At 67.4% G+C, this 14940-nt stretch carries 9 protein-coding genes; 4 read left to right on the top strand and 5 right to left on the bottom strand.

The features are described from left to right. Positions 1-87: 87 nt before the first annotated feature. From RIA68_13160 to RIA68_13145, 4 genes are all read left to right on the top strand, one after another. Complete coding sequence (locus tag RIA68_13160; GenBank protein MEQ8318391.1) at positions 88-1761, top strand: COX15/CtaA family protein; 1674 nt, start codon at positions 88-90, stop codon at positions 1759-1761. A gap of 142 nt (positions 1762-1903) precedes the next feature. Further along, positions 1904-3481 carry a DUF1800 domain-containing protein gene (locus RIA68_13155; protein ID MEQ8318390.1) on the top strand — a complete coding sequence of 526 codons (1578 nt, stop codon included), beginning with the start codon at positions 1904-1906 and terminating at the stop codon, positions 3479-3481. 70 nt (positions 3482-3551) lie between these two features. After that, a complete protein-coding gene (locus RIA68_13150; protein ID MEQ8318389.1) occupies positions 3552-4865 on the top strand; it encodes a DUF1501 domain-containing protein in 1314 nt (437 codons plus the stop codon). 144 nt (positions 4866-5009) lie between these two features. Beyond that, the gene (locus RIA68_13145; protein ID MEQ8318388.1) at positions 5010-6008 is read left to right on the top strand and encodes a DUF6159 family protein; all 999 of its coding nucleotides are present in this window, start codon (positions 5010-5012) and stop codon (positions 6006-6008) included. Positions 6009-6014: 6 nt separating this feature from the next. On the opposite strand, the gene RIA68_13140 is transcribed toward RIA68_13145, so the two are convergent. The 5 genes from RIA68_13140 to RIA68_13120 all read right to left on the bottom strand — a co-directional run bounded on the left by RIA68_13140 (position 6015) and on the right by RIA68_13120 (position 14691). Further along, positions 6015-7094 (bottom strand): M14 family metallopeptidase, encoded by a 1080-nt coding sequence (locus tag RIA68_13140; protein MEQ8318387.1) that lies wholly within the window; start codon positions 7092-7094, stop codon positions 6015-6017. After that, positions 7091-8299, bottom strand: a complete 1209-nt coding sequence (locus tag RIA68_13135; protein ID MEQ8318386.1) for a RimK family alpha-L-glutamate ligase — start codon at positions 8297-8299, stop codon at positions 7091-7093. The genes RIA68_13140 and RIA68_13135 overlap by 4 nt, the downstream gene beginning before the upstream one ends. Then, entirely contained in the window at positions 8296-8763 is a 468-nt protein-coding gene (locus tag RIA68_13130) for a RimK/LysX family protein (GenBank protein ID MEQ8318385.1), read from the bottom strand. The genes RIA68_13135 and RIA68_13130 overlap by 4 nt, the downstream gene beginning before the upstream one ends. 79 nt (positions 8764-8842) lie before the next feature. Then, positions 8843-12661, bottom strand: coding sequence for a S41 family peptidase (locus RIA68_13125; protein MEQ8318384.1), 3819 nt, complete (start codon positions 12659-12661; stop codon positions 8843-8845). Positions 12662-12798: 137 nt separating this feature from the next. Then, positions 12799-14691, bottom strand: coding sequence for a GC-type dockerin domain-anchored protein (locus tag RIA68_13120; GenBank protein MEQ8318383.1), 1893 nt, complete (start codon positions 14689-14691; stop codon positions 12799-12801). Positions 14692-14940 lie beyond the last annotated feature (249 nt).

Below are 14940 nucleotides of genomic sequence, written 5' to 3'. Positions count from 1 at the left end.
ACTTCCACCGTGAGGACCGAAAAGCAGCGTGCGCGTACACTCAGACAGAAAAAAGTACTGTTTTACCGAAAGTGAGACGGAGTCTCAATGACCGCGAATTCGCCCATGATCGCCGCCGGCAACGCCGCCACGGTCCGCGAACCGATCGATTCCCGAACGCAAGCGGTCTCGCTCCGGGCCATCATCGGACCCTCGGTCGTGCTCGGATTCGCGACCGCGATCACGATGTGGGTCGTGTGGCTTATCGGACATCAACCCTGGCTCGACCTGCCGGCCAGCGTGTCTGGGCCGGGCATGGGGCTGGTGGTCGTCATCGGAGCGCTCGTCGCCGGCGTGTTTGGTGGCCGGCGGCTCGGCTGGGCCTCTGGGGCCACCGCGGCGCTGTTGGCCGCCATCCTGAACCTGCTGATCATGGGCTCGCTCGTGTCGGAGACCATCGACGGCGCGGCCCCGGCCCAGGGGTCGGCCGGGCTGACACCCTCGGCGGGCGTGGCGATGCTGGGCTTCCTCGCGGCAAGCCTGGCGGGCGGGGCCGTGTTCGGGCTGGTTGGCGGCTTCGCCCGGGCCACGCCGGCACCGAGGCCGGCCACGTTCTGGGCGTCTCGCTTCGCGATCGTGGCGTTCGTCGCGGTGGCCCCCCTGCTGCTGCTGGGCGGGCTGGTGACGAGCACGGGCTCGGGGCTGGCCGTGCCAGACTGGCCCGGCACATACGGGGCCAACATGTTCCTATACCCGATCGCGCTCATGGCCGATCCGCGGATCTTCCTGGAGCACACGCACCGGCTGTTCGGCTCTTTGGTTGGCGTGACGACGATCGCGATGGCGGTGTTCGTGTGGTCGACCGCCGCCTTGCGCAAGAAGGGCGACGTGGTGGTCTCGCTCGCGACGGTGCTGGTGATCGGCGCAGCGCTGGTCGTCGGGCTGCGGCTGCACATGGCCGGGGTGCTCGGCGGGCTGACGTTCGGCGGCGTGGGCGTTGCCGTTGCGATCGGCACGATCGCATGGTTCCTGATCTCGCTGCGTCATGACCGGCCTGCGCAGGCGGCGGCGGCGCTCATCCTGATGGTGAGCGCCCAGGGCGTGCTGGGCGGAACGCGCGTGACCGAGGCCAACCCGGCGCTGGGCACGATCCACGGCGTGCTGGGGCAGGCGTACTTCGCGTCGATGGTGATGTTCGCGGCGTGGCTCTCGCCGGCGGCCCGCTCGCTGCGCGAGATCGATCGGCCGAGGGCGTGGGTCCGCGTCGGTGCGTGGGCGTTGCTCTTGTCGCTCGTGTTCCAGCTCGTGATGGGTGCGATGTACCGACACGGGAGCATGGCGGCCGAGCCGACGTCGTGGTCGGGCCCAGCGCTCTACGGGCACATGGGCTTCTCGATCGTGGTGGTCATCCTGGCGGCGATCGTGGGATTCGCGCTCATGGGGCAAGGCTCAGGGCCGTCGGCCGAGTCCGACGCGCCGGGCGAGGCCCGGGGCGCCCGGGTGTGCGGGCGGCTCGGGCGGTTGCTGTTCGTGGCGATCATCCTGCAGTTCGCGCTCGGCTGGGTGGCGTTCGCGCTGGTCACCGGGGGTGAGCGGCGTGTGGTGCCGACGGCCGATCAGTTAGCGGACGCTGCGAGCGTGCCCGCGGCGACGGCCCTGGTGACCTTCGCCCACCAGGCCAACGGGGCCCTGCTGCTGGCGACGACGAGCGCCGCCATCGTGTGGGGCGGACTGGTGCTGGCATCGCGGAAGTCCCGGGCCGTGCAACCCGCGGTCGCCTGAACCCACCAAACTCCACGAGGCGTATCGGGAGGCGGGATGCAATGTCCCGCCCCCTTGTTGCGTTTCGCTCGTGCGGACGGCCGATGTGTGGCGTGGGGCTGCCGGCGGCCGGCCGGGGTGATCGATTAAGCGGAGCACTGCCATGGCCGAACTCGGCGTGCAAACCCAGGACGGCGGCGAGCGGGAGACGCTCGCCGAGCGACAGCGACGCGAGCGTGTCGAGCTGCGGCGCGTGTGGGAGCCCATCGAGGCGTCGGAGTTCGGCTTCGACGAGGCGCGGCACCTGCTGTGGCGTGCCGGCTTCGGCGGGACCCCGGCTCAGATCTCGGCGATCGCCGGATTGGGGCCCGAGCGGGCCGTCGACTACCTGCTCGAGACGCCCGACGCCGACGATGCTTCTCCGCAAGCCGATCTCTTTGACCGCAACATCATGCGTCCGTACACCGAGGAAGAGCGTCGGACGGCGGCGCAGGCCCGGCGCTCGCGCAACGAGGACGCGCTGGCGAACCTGCGCGCGATGCGGCAGCAGGCGCAGGTCTGGGACCGTCGTCAGATGCGTGAGATCCAGCGATGGTGGCTCACGCGGATGATCGAGACGCCGCGGCCGCTGGAAGAGAAGATGACGCTCTTCTGGCACGGCCACTTCGCGACGAGCTACCGCACGATCGAAGACAGCTACCACATGTTCTTGCAGAACCAGCGCTTCCGCCGGCACGCGCTGGGCAACTACGGCCAGCTCATGCACGAGATCATCCAGGATCCGGCCATGCTGGCGTACCTGGACAACAACGACAGCCGCAAGGGTCGGCCTAACGAGAACCTGGCGCGCGAGCTCATGGAGCTGTTCTCGATGGGCGTTGGCACGTACAGCGAGAACGACATCAAGGAGGGCGCGCGGGCGCTCACGGGGTACACGTTCGTCGATGACGAGTTCGTGCTCGATCGCGAGAATCACGACGGTGGCCGCAAGCGCATCTTCGGCCGCAGCGGCACGTACAACGGCGAGGGCTTCGTCACGGCCATCCTGGCGCAGCGGGCGACGGGCGTGTTCATGACGCGGAAGCTGTACGAGTTCTTCGTCGGCGGCCTGCCGGAAGACCCGCGCGACTACTCGGCCGCCGAGGGGGCCGTGCTCAACGAGATGCGGTCGACGTTCGTGCGGAAGCGCTACGAGCTGAAGCCGCTCTTGCGAGAGCTGCTGCTGAGCCGGCACTTCTACAGCGATGCGGTGCGCGGCCAGCGCATCAAGAGCCCGACGGAGCTGGTTGTGGGCGGCGTGCGCGAGCTGCGGACGCCGGTGCGCGACCTGTCGGCGCTGCTCGACGCGATGGAGCTCATGGGCCAGAGCCTGTTCTTCCCACCGTCGGTGGCGGGCTGGGCCGGCGGGCGTTCGTGGATCAACACGTCGACGATGTTCGTGCGGCAGAACACGCTGGCGTTCCTGCTGACCGGCCGCAAGCCGAACGGGCCCGACGCGCTGGCCGACATGCAGCCGTACGAGCCCGGGCCGATCCTGGAGGAGCTGCACGCGGCCCTGGGCGACGGCGACGACGAGCATACCGTGCGCAGCGTGCTTCGGTACACGCTTGGAAGGACGCCGACGCACGCGATCGCGGCGCTGGAGGACGTGCTGCGGCGTCGAGGCGGCGCCCGCGATGGCGAGGCGATGCGAGACATGCTACTGCTGGTGGCGGCGATGCCTGAGTACCAGCTCTGCTAGAGCGACGAGTGGGACCGGGTGCGAACCGGGACGGAACGACCGGGAAGAAACTACCGGGAAGGATTGAGGCATGGACCTGCACGATTCGAAGGCCTTTACGCGGCGCGCGTTCCTGGGACGCGGCGTCATGCTCGCGTCGGCGTCCATCGCGGCGCCCGGCTTCGTCCAGTCGGCGGCGTGGGGGCTGCCCTCGCCCAGCGCGATGCTGACGAGCCTGGCCGGCGTACCCGAGGACCGCGTGCTGGTCGTCGTGCAGCTCTCGGGCGGCAACGACGGGCTGAACACGGTGGTGCCCTACGGCATGGACGAGTACTACCGGGCGCGGCGTGGCATCGGCATCGCCCGGGACCGCGCGCTGGAACTCGATAGCAGGCAGGGGCTGGGGCTGCACCCGGCGCTCGCGCCCATGAAGGAGCTGTACGACGCCGGGCTTTGCTCGATCTTCCAGGGCATCGGCTATCCCAATCCGAACCGCTCGCACTTCAAGAGCATGGACATCTGGCATACGGCCGACACGAGCGGCACCGGCGACGGCTGGATCGGGCGGTACCTCGACAGCGAGTGCGTGGGCTTTGGCAAGGGCGAGAGCGGCTCGCTCGAGCAGGGCCAGGCATCGGGCCCGCCCGCCGTCGCGATCGGCCGGACCGCCCCGCTGGCGATGCAGGGCCGGAAGGTGAACCCGGTGTCGTTCGAGAGCGCCGACGTGTTCCGTTGGTTGGGCGAAGATCACGATCGCTCCTTGAAGGGGAAGTACGACCAACTCAACCGCCGCGAGTCTCGTGCCGCCGACAGCAACGAGGCGTTCCTGACCAAGACGGCGCTCGATGCGCAGGTCAGCAGCGACCTGATCCGCAAGGCCGTGTCGAGCCAGCCGCTAGTGCGCTACCCGGGCAATGGGCTGGCGCGGCAGCTTTCGATGATCGCCCAGATGATCCGCTCGGGGCTGAAGACGCGGATCTATTACGCCACGCTGGGCGGCTTCGATACACACGCGGGCCAGGGCGGCGCGAACGGGCGTCATGCGCAGCTCCTGGGGCAGATGGCCTCGTCGATGAGGGCGTTCTACCAGGACCTGAAGGAGCAGGGCAACGACGGCCGCGTGATGACGCTGACGTTCAGCGAGTTCGGGCGGCGGGTGTCGCAGAACGCCAGCGGCGGCACCGACCACGGCACCGCGGCGCCGATGTTCCTGTTCGGCCCGATGGTGCGGCCGGGCGTGCACGGCACGCACCCGTCAATGAGCGACCTCGACGGCGGCGACCTGAAGCACACGCTCGACTTCCGCCACGTGTACGCGGGCGTGCTCGACTCGTGGATGGGCGCCGACTCGGAGGCGATCCTGAGCCGGCGTTATCGGCCGGCGCTCGTGCTGGGTAAGTCCTGAATCGGACGTCGGGTACTTGCCTAGTCGTAACACTCGGACTGGCGCCGTCCCAGGTAGCCGAGAACGTGCGCGACGGTCGATTGTTGCGTCGATGCACCGCTTTGGAGGGGCTCTCGATGATGCGAGCCCCGCTGGAGGCGGTGGATGTTCACACGCATGCGCAACGGCTGGGCGCTCTCGATGGCGAGCCTCGGGCTGCTTTCTGAGAACAAGAAGCTCATTCTCTTCCCGCTCTTGAGCTCGATCGCTTCGCTGGTGGTCGTGGCGAGCTTCGTGGCGCCCATCGTGGGCACGACGACCGGGCGGAACATCTTCATGAGCGAGGAGCCGGCGTCGGACGTAGGACCGATGCTGGTGCTCTTCCTGCTGTACTTTTGCTGTTACTTCGTGACGCTGTTCTTCAACTCGGCGCTCGTGGGCGTCACCATGATGCATCTCGATGGACGGCCCTACAAGCTCAGCGACGGGCTCCGGATCGCGTGGGACCGGTTCAGCCTGATCCTGATGTGGGCGGTAATCGCGGCCTCGGTGGGCTTTGCGCTCAAGATGATCGAGCAACGATCGCAGCTGGTGGGCAAGATCATCGCGGCGCTGCTTGGTTCGGCGTGGACGGCGATGACCTACTTCGTGGTGCCGGTGCTGATCGTCGAGCGAGCGCCGGCGCACAAGGCGATCGGCCGATCGTTCTCGCTCGTCAAGCAGACGTGGGGCGAGGGACTGGTCGCCAACTGGGCCAACGGCATCTTCGTGGGGCTGGGGATCGCCGCCGGCGTGGCGGTCATGTTCCTGGCATCGATGACGGGCGATCCGATCATCGCGGGGCTCGGCATCGTGCTGGGGATCGCGTGGATGGGGCTGATGTTCCTCGTCTCGATGACGCTCGACTCGATCACCAACGCCGTGCTGTACGTCTATGCACGCACGGGCAGCTCGCCCGACGGGTTCGACGACCAGCTCCTGGACATGGCCTTCGCGGGCAAGGGCGGACAGGCGGGCATCCGCATCGGCAACGAGCGGCCCGAGCCCGTGGAAGCCGAGCCGGCCAAGCCGGCGTTCGCGGGAATGGCGTCGCTGCCCGAGCCATCGGCCGGACCTTCGCTGGCGGACATGCGCAAGAAGGCGGCCGAAGAAGACGCGGCCTGAGGCCGATCAGTCGCCCGCGTCGGGCGCCTCGCTGAGGTGGACGTTTCGGGCCAGGTCTTCGCGGGTGCGCTCGTGGAGGTGGTGGCCCGCGAGCTTGTCCTGGGCGGCCTCGGCCCGTTGCAGCTCGCCGCGGCTTGGGTAGGCGATGTGGCAGATCGGGTCGCCCGGGGCGACGCTGGGGATGGTCGTCATGCCCAGGATGACGCCCGACTGTGGCGCTTCGAGCACGTTCTGCTCGTTGCCAAGCAGATCGGTGTTCGTTGCGATGGGGTCGCCCTTGGCGACGAACTCGCCAGGCGAGACGTGGAAGCTGAGGAAGCCGCCGCGGTCGGCCCGCACCCACTTGGACGAATCGGCTTCGATGCGGTAGGCCGGCTTCTCGGGCTCTCCCTGCACCATGCCCAGGTGGATGAGGCAGTTGCGGATGCCGCGAACGGCGTGCTCGACGTAGGTGGGCTCGACCTTCCAGACCTCGCCGGCCTCGAGGATGAGCGTTGGCACGCCGGCGTCGCAGGCGGCGGCGCGAAGCGAGCCCTCGGGCCCGGCGCCGTGCATGGTGAGCTCGGCCCCGAAGGCGCGCGCAAACTCGGCGATCGACGCGTCCTTGAGGTTCGCGCGGACGTTTGGGAAGTTGGTGCGGCGGACGGCGGCCGTATGCAGGTCGATGCCGAACTGGCAGGGCTTGACGATGCCCTCGAACACGGCGTGGGCCAGGCGGGCGGCGAGGCTGCCGGTGGGCGAGCCGGGGAAGCTGCGGTTGAGGTCTCGGCGGTCGGGCAGGTAGCGGCTGTTGCGCTCGAAGCCCATGAGGTTGACCACGGGTACGAGGACGAGCGTGCCGGCCGAGAGCGTGAAGGGCCAGTTCATCAGGATGTGTCGGATGGTGCCGGTGCCGTTGATCTCGTCGCCGTGGACGGCGGCGGTGATGTAGACGGCCGGCCCGTCGGAGGTGCCACGCCAGACGCTGAACGGGATGGCGATGTCACTCCCCGCGTAGCTCTCGGAGACGACGAGGCGGCCCTCCTTGTGCTCGCCGGGCTTGACGTCCAGGTCGGTCCACGAGAGCACGCCGATGCGCTGGCTCACTTGTCGGCCTCCAAGGCGTCAACCAGGCTCGGGTCGAGCTTCGCCACGCGGGGCTTCTTCTTGCGCTTCGTGCGTTCGGGCACGAGGTCTCGCATGGTCTCGAGCTTGCCGTAGCACAGCAGCCGGTCTCCGGCCTCGAGCGCGCGGCTCCCCTTGGGGTTCGAGAACACGGCAGTGCCCCGGTTGACGGTCAGCACGGTCAGGTCGCGCTCTCGCAAGCCCGATTCGGCGATGGTCTTGCCCACGAAGTCCGAGCCATCTGGGATGAAGATCTCGGCGACGCCGTAGCCCACGCTGACGGTGAGCCGCTGGCGGATGTCGATTTCCGGGAAGTCGACCTGGTTCGCGATGTACTCGACGATGGAGCCAGCGATGTCGAGCCCCGTGCAGCCCTCGATGCCCTCCATGCCCGGCGACGAGTTGACCTCCATCACCTGCGGACCCTCGTTGCTCTCCAGGAGATCAACACCGGCGACGCGCAGGCCCATGATCTGCGCGGCGCGGACGGCGGCCTTCTGGTACGTCTCGTCGAGCTCGACCGGCTCGGTGCGTCCGCCGCGGTGGACATTGCTTCGGAACTCTTGTCCCTGCGCCACGCGGCGCATGGCGGCGACGACGCGGTCGCCCACCACCAACGCGCGGACGTCCTTGCCCTTGCTCTCGGCCACGAACTTCTGCACGAGCACGTTCTGCTTGGCGCTCTGGAGCGTTTCGATGATGCCCTCGGCGACCTTATTGCTCTCGGCGAGGATGACGCCCACGCCCTGGGTACCCTCGATAAGCTTGATGATGACCGGGGCGCCGCCGATGCGCTCGATGGCGGGCAGCACGTCGAACTGGTTTCGCATATAGCACGAGTGCGGGATGCCGATGTCGTGACGGCTAAGGATCTGCAGGCTGCGGAGCTTGTCTCGCGAATTGAGGATGCCGTTAGCCGTGTTGGGCGTGTACACGTCGAGCTGCTCGAACTGGCGAACCACCGCCGTTCCGAAGTAGGTGATCGAAGCACCGATGCGCGGCAGGATGGCGTCGTAATCGCTCAGTTCCTTGCCGCGGTAGAACAGGCTCGGCTCGCCGTGCTCGAGGTCGATCGAGAAACGCAGCGTGTTGAGCACCTTGACCTTGTGGCCGCGAGCCTCGGCGGCCTGCTTGAAGCGGCGCGTGCTATAGCACTTGGGGGCGGTGGAGAGGATCGCGAGCTTCACGGAGTGGCCTTTCGGTTGGCGGCATCGGACGGAAGGGCCGAGAGCAGGTTGCGGGCCGAAGGATCGACCACGGCCAGGCCGGCGATGGCGCGGCGGCCCACGAGCATGCGGCACAGCATGCCCTGGCGGCAGACGAGCCCGACCTCGGCCTCGAATTCCAGCGGGCCGATGACGAGCGTGGTCGACACCACGGGTCGGACCTGTGTCTCGCCGCTGCTGGGCTTGACGACCGACTCGCGGACGACCTCTGCCTCGACCCACCGGGTCTTTCGCTCGGGGCGCTCGCGGACGACGACTTCGAAGCGGACCCGGGCGTTTGGGAGCTGCTCGAAGGCCTGTACGTGGATGGCGCTGGTGCGGGCGCCGGTGTCGATCTTGGCGCGCACGCCGCGGATGCGCCACTGGGGCAGCGCCACGCGCTCGCGCCAGCCCATGGTGTACAGCGTGTGGTTGGGTTCGGCCATGCGAGCAACATTGTAGCGTGCGCACGAAAAGGCCCGGCCTTGCGGCCGGGCCCGGAGCGTGCGCTCGAGAACGTGGTATTCAGCGGTCGGCGGGATCGATGCCGAAGCCGCTGCGGTCGGGCTCCTGCGGACGCTGCGGGGGCTCGTAGCCCTCGCGCTCGATGGCCTCGAGCAGGTACTCGACGGCCGCGTCCATCTGCGGATCCTGCCCGTTGGCGAGCATGGTGGGATCATCGATGACGTCGATGTCCGGATCGACGCCGTGGCCCTCGATGCCCCAGGTGCCGTCGGTGCGGTAGAAGCCGAAGTTGGGCACGGCGGTGTAGCCGCCGTCGATGAGCGGAGGCACGCCGCTGATGCCGACCAGGCCGCCCCACGTGCGCCGGCCGATCAGCGGGCCGAGGTCGTTGTGCTTGAAGAGCCAGGGGAACATGTCACCGCCCGAGCCGGCCGACCCGTTGATGAGCATGGCCTTGGGACCCTGGTGGCTGTCGTAGGGCCAGGGCCAGTCCTGTCCGTCGCGGCGGTACCAGTAGTTGGTACGCGGGCGGTTGAGCAGCTCGATGAAGCGGGTGGGGATCTGGCCGCCGCCGTTCCAGCGGTCGTCGATGATCAGGGCGTCCTTGGTGATCTGGGCGTAGAACTGGCGGAAGAGCTCGTTCTGGCCGTTGACGCCGGTGTCGGGTACGTGGATGTAGCCGATCTTGCCGTCCGACGCCTCATCGACGTACTGGCGGTTGGCCTCGACCCAGTCGCGGTAGCGAAGCGCCTGGTCGTTGCCGATGGGCTCGATGGTGTAGGTGCGTTCGTTGACGGTCTCCTCGTCGCCCGTCAGGCTATCGACGACGGTGATGGTGGTTTCCTTGCCGACGGTGCCGACGAAAGCGACCCACGGATCCTTCGAGACGTCGAACGGTTCGCCGTTGACGTGGGTGATGATGTCGCCCTCCTCGACGTCGAGGCCGAGCTTGTCGAGCGGATTGCGTGCATCGGTGTCCCAGGGTGCGCCGCCATACATCTTGACGATGCGGAAGCCCGCGACCTCGCCGTCCTCGCCCTGCTCTGAGGCGACTTCGAAGTCGACGCCGAGCATGCCGACGTTCTCGCTGGGCTGGCCCTCGACGTCGCCTCCCCAGTAGTAGGCGTGGCCGACGTTGAGCTCGGAGATCATCTGGCCGATGATGAAGCTCACGTCCTCGCGGCTGGCGGCGTGGTCGACCATCTCGGAGTAGTGGTCGTAGACCGCGTCCCAGTCGACGCCGTGCATGTTCTCCACGTAGAAGAAGTCGCGGTGGCGACGCCAGGCGTCCTGGACGAGCTGGCGCCACTCTTCGCGCGGGTCGAGATCCTTGCGCAGGTCCGACGGGCTGATCGAGCCGGACATCGACTGGCCCGCGCGGGCGTCGGCGATCTTCCAGCGGTTGCCCTGGCCTGCGAGCAGGATCTTCTTGCCGTCGCCCGAGACGCCGACCAGCTGGGCCCCGGCGACGACGGTCTTCTCTTCGATCTCGTCGCCCGACATGTCGATGATCTTGACGGTCGGTGCGCCGCTGCCGAAGCTGTTGTAGAGCAGGTGGCCCTGGTTGTTGCTGACCAGGCCGCTGAACGCGCCCGGCGAGACCGGCAACGCAAAGCTGCGGGCCTCGAAGCCCTCGAAGGTGATCTCGGTGGGCTCGACCTCGTCGTCGTCGCCGCCGGAGCCCGCCTCGTCGGAGATGATGCCGTCGGGCACCTCGGTGCTCTGGCGCGTGGCGGTGAATGGGCCGCTGCCTTCCATCATGCCGCTGATGGTCCACGTGCCGGTGAGCGTGTCGCCGCTGAGGGTGGCCTCGGTCTTGGAGTTGATCGGCCCCTCGCTGCTGGTGGTCACGAGCTTGCCGGTCGCCTCGTCGAAGGTGACGCTGTCGTAGTCGGAGGTCTCACCCTGGCTCTCGCTGGCGCCGACGAAGCTGCCGTCGTCGAGCTGCTTGAAGTACATCGTGACTTCCATCTCGTCAATGGGCAAGCCCAGGGCCGCAAGCCCAGTGGCCGTGCCGGCCCAGGTGCCCTCGATGGGGCTGAGCTCGGCTTCGGCGTTGTCGCCTTCCTCGTCTGTGGCGCCCTCGCCCTCGTCGGCGGCCTCATCGGCGTCCTCGGAGGTCTCGTCGGACTCCTCGTCGTCGGGCTCGTCCTCTTCCCAGGTCTCTTCGTCAACCTCGATGAGGCGGGGGTTCTCGATCTCCTCGGTCAGCGGCACGGCGATGAGCCGGCCGGCATTGGCGTAGATGAAGCTGGCGCCGACGGTCTCGTACTGCGGGCTGGTGAACTCGCGGTTGGACGTGTAGAAGAGGTACTCGCCGTCGCGGCCGAAGGTCGGCCAGTTATCGCCGAAGTAGCCGCTGGTGACCTGGTGCATCGTGGCTTCATCGGTGTCGTAGATGAAGACGGCAGAGGTAAGCATGTTGCCGTTGGTCTTGGCATACGTCACGTAGCGGCTGTCGGGGCTCCAGCTCACCGAGGGCACGCCGGCCATGGGCTCCTTGTCGAACTGGTTGGCTTCGCCGGACTCGATGTCGATGAGGTACATCTCGCCCGACTTGTCGATCGCCAGCAGGGATTCGCTGTCGGGCGACCAGGCCATCGACATCCAGTACTTGCCGTCCATGTCGGTGAGCTGGCGGGTGTCGCCCTTGCCGTCGCTCTGGGTGACGTGGATGTTGTACTCGCCACTTTCGTCGCTGGCGTAAGCGATCCACCGGCCGCTCGGGCTCCAGGCGGGGTTGCGCTCGGCCCAGCGGCTGGTATCGGTCAGCTGGCGAGGCGGGCCGTTCTCGGCGGGGATGGTCCAGATGTCGCCGCGGGCCTCGACCACGACGCGCTTGCCGGTGGAGCTGATGCCGCCGGCCTGCAGGTGCTCGGCTGCGTCGACCGTTTGGCTGCGGACGGCGGGCGTCGCGCCGGGGATGGTCACGTTGATCTCGCTGACCTCGTTCGCGTCGATGTCGAGCAGGTGGAGCTTTGTGCCAAGGCTGAAGACGATGGCGGCGTTGTCACCGCTGCTGATAGAGGGGAACTTCACGTCGTTGTCGGTGAAGTTGGTCACCTGGGTGCGGTTGCCGCTGGCAACGTCGTAGCGCCAGATGTTGAGGCGGTGGTCGTCGCCGGCGTCGGAGACGTAAAAGACCGAGTCGCCGTGCCACATGGGCAGGCTGTCGGTGCCCTCCCAGTCGGTGATCTGACGGCTCTCGTTGGTGTTGATGTTGAAGAGCCAGACGTCGCTGGCCATGCCGCCGCGATATCGCTTCCACGTACGCGCGTCGCGCTGGACGGGCGTGTAGGCGAGCCACTGGCCGTCGTCGCTGAGCACGCCGTTGGCGCCATAGGGAATGGGCATGCGCTCGGGCAGGCCGCCCTCGGGCGACACGCGGTAGACCTCTTGCTGGCGGCCCAGGCCGGCGGCGCCACCCATAAAGAACATGATGCCCGATTCGTGCCACTGCGTGGGCGACTCGTTGGCAGGATGGTGGGTCACGCGTGTGGGCACGCCGCCATCGATGGGAAGCGTGTAGAGATCGCGATCGCCGTCGTAGTTGCCCTGGAAGACCACGTGCTGGCCATCGGGGCTGAATCGCGGGAATTGCTCCTGGCCCGCGGGGCTCGCGAGCGGCTCGGCCCGGCCGCCGTCTCGCGAGACGAGCCAGAGGTCGTTGCCGTAGGAGAAAACGATGTGCTCATCGCTGACGGCGGGGAAGCGGAGCATGCCGGCGTAGTCGCCGTCCTGCTGCAGCCCGGCCCGCGTGGCCGAGAGCGGTTGGCCGGACGCCGCGACGATGCGGGCCGGCTCGCTGCTGCTGATCTCGGCCGACCCGGCACACGAGACGAGCATGGCCTGCGCGGCCAGGACGGGAAGAACGCTCACACGCATATTCATACAGGACACCTCCAGAACGGCCAGTGTACGGCCGCGGCCGCGTTCGGGCCGAGCCAACGTGGACGCGCCGCCGTGGGCGGCCCTGCAGGGTCTTTCCGGAGGGAGGGGCGAAGATTGCGTCTTCGTCAGGGGCAGCCGGCGTCGAACACGTCTTGGAACGCCAGGAAGTCAAACAGCGTGAAGCTGCCGTCGCCGTCGAGGTCGGCCCGGGGGTCTTCATCCTGGAACAGGTTCTGAAACGCCAAGAAGTCGAACACCGTGGCCACGCCATCGCCATCGAGATCGGCCGGGCAGCAGTCTTCGAGATCGACGATGTAGATCCTGCCATCGAGCCCGTTTGCCGCGCCAAACTCGCCGAGGAAGCTCACTCGACTGGTGCCCCGCTCGATCGCGAAGCGACCCACGGGTCGCGGGTCGAACGGCTCCCGCACGTCGTACACCGCGGGGCCGCCACCGGCTGCAAGCAGCAGGTTGCCTCGTCGTGCCAGTGCCTGAAAGCTGCCGGTTGGCTGATCCACGACGTTCGCAACGAACGGCGATGCGGGATCCTCGAAGTTGATGATCGAGAATCGCTCGCCAACGGTAGCGACCGCTCCGGGACCGACGACCTCCAGGTCGTTGGCAAAACCATCTACCGTGGCTTGACCGAGCACGCTCGGAGCGGTCGGGTCGGCCACGTCGATCGCGAAGACCCGTGCGTCGTCGAACGTGTCTCCACCCTTGGCGTACGCGATACTCCCGTCTAGCGCAATTCGCGTCACGAGCTCGACGTCGACGTCGCTCAACACTTCCAGATTGCCAGGATCAGAAGTGTCATAGATGATGAGGCCCTCGCTCGCGCTCGGTGCGTAGAGCACGCCATCGCGTGCGACGAGATCGAGCACGACTGCAGCAGACGGAGTCTCGTTGATCACGATTGGATTCGAGGAATCCGAGACGTCGACCGCGATGATCGAGAACGAAGAGGTGGCAAAGGACGCCGAAGAGACGTAAAGCGTTTGGCCGTCGATCGCAACGCCGCCCTCGAGATCGTCGATTGCGAGCGTGGCACGCTCGACGGGCTGCTCGGGGTCGGAGAGGTCGAAGATGCGGATACCGGTGTCTCGCGACACCGCGTAGGCCATCTGCCCATCGAAGACGGTCTGGGAAAGCCCCTCGTCGAATTCGGCCACGCCTACCAAAGGCGAACTCGCGGGCTTCCTGATGTCCAAGATCTGGAAGCCCGCCGTGAGTGTTGCGGCGTATACGAGCCCTTCCTCGACGTCGATGGCGCCCAATCGGGCCACCGAGCTGTATTGGCCCAAGAGCCGGGGGTTCGAGGGATCGGACACGTCGACGATGTCGATGCGACCAGCGTCGGTCGCCGCGTACAGCGTGTCGTCCTCGACTCGGACGTCGACAACGGTGAGGTCAGGGATATACGAAGCCACGAGTACCGGGGCCGTGGGTGTGGAGATGTCGAAGATCTCGACGCCGCCGCCAGAGTCCGGGGTCTCCCGGCCATCGGCCACGAAAGCGTGGTTGTCGCCGAGCGCGATCCCACGGGCCAGAGCGGGCGTATCGACGCTCGTAATGAGGGTCGGATTCGCGGGGTCGCTCACGTCGACGACGGACAGCCCCGCCAGCCCATCGGCGATGAACGCGAGTCCGTCGCGGATGAGGACGTCGCGAGCCTCTCCCGGAGTGTCCGCGATGCCAAGCCGCACGGGGCGAGGCAGGTCGAGTTGGATGATGTCGAGCCCGGCAACGCCCGAGGCGACGTACCCCAGATCATCGATGACGTCGACCGCGTACCCGAAACCGGAGCCGAGGTACGAACCGATCTGCGTCGTGTCGCGTGGGTCCTCGATGTCGTAGGCACGGAAGGTGACCGAGCCCGCAGCAAGGTAGAGCGTCGATCCGCGGATCGTGAACCGCTGCGGAGCGCCGCCGGTCGTGATTCGCGTAATCTCTATCGGGGCCTCCGGGTCGCTTACATCGAGTACCGCGACCTCACCCCGGAATGGTGATGTGCTCACGAACGCCAAACCGCCGTCCCGCTCGACGTGTCGAGACAAGATTGATACGTCGTCGAAGCCCAGGAAGTCCCCGTCCGCGCATGGAATGCCCGTGGATTGGCCGAACGCGACCGTACCCAGAAGGACCGATAGCCCGACGGCAGTACAACTGGTTTGCATCTCAACGCCTCCATGGATTTCTCGGTGCAGACCCGAACGGCACGCTGTTCCCGTCGAGCGGGTCGTAGTACGCAGCACGCAACTGGCTCC

The sequence above is a fragment of the Phycisphaerales bacterium genome (assembly GCA_040217175.1).
Lineage (GTDB): Bacteria > Planctomycetota > Phycisphaerae > Phycisphaerales > UBA1924 > JAHCJI01.
This window is presented reverse-complemented; position numbering and strand designations above follow the sequence as displayed.

What these genes read in the sequence shown, in the direction of transcription:
- RIA68_13160 (MEQ8318391.1), top strand. Translation starts at nt 88, where the DNA reads ATGACCGCGAATTCGCCCATGATCGCCGCCGGCAACGCCGCCACGGTC.
- RIA68_13145 (MEQ8318388.1), top strand. Translation starts at nt 5,010, where the DNA reads ATGTTCACACGCATGCGCAACGGCTGGGCGCTCTCGATGGCGAGCCTC.
- RIA68_13150 (MEQ8318389.1), top strand. Translation starts at nt 3,552, where the DNA reads ATGGACCTGCACGATTCGAAGGCCTTTACGCGGCGCGCGTTCCTGGGA.
- RIA68_13130 (MEQ8318385.1), bottom strand. Translation starts at nt 8,763, where the DNA reads ATGGCCGAACCCAACCACACGCTGTACACCATGGGCTGGCGCGAGCGC.
- RIA68_13155 (MEQ8318390.1), top strand. Translation starts at nt 1,904, where the DNA reads ATGGCCGAACTCGGCGTGCAAACCCAGGACGGCGGCGAGCGGGAGACG.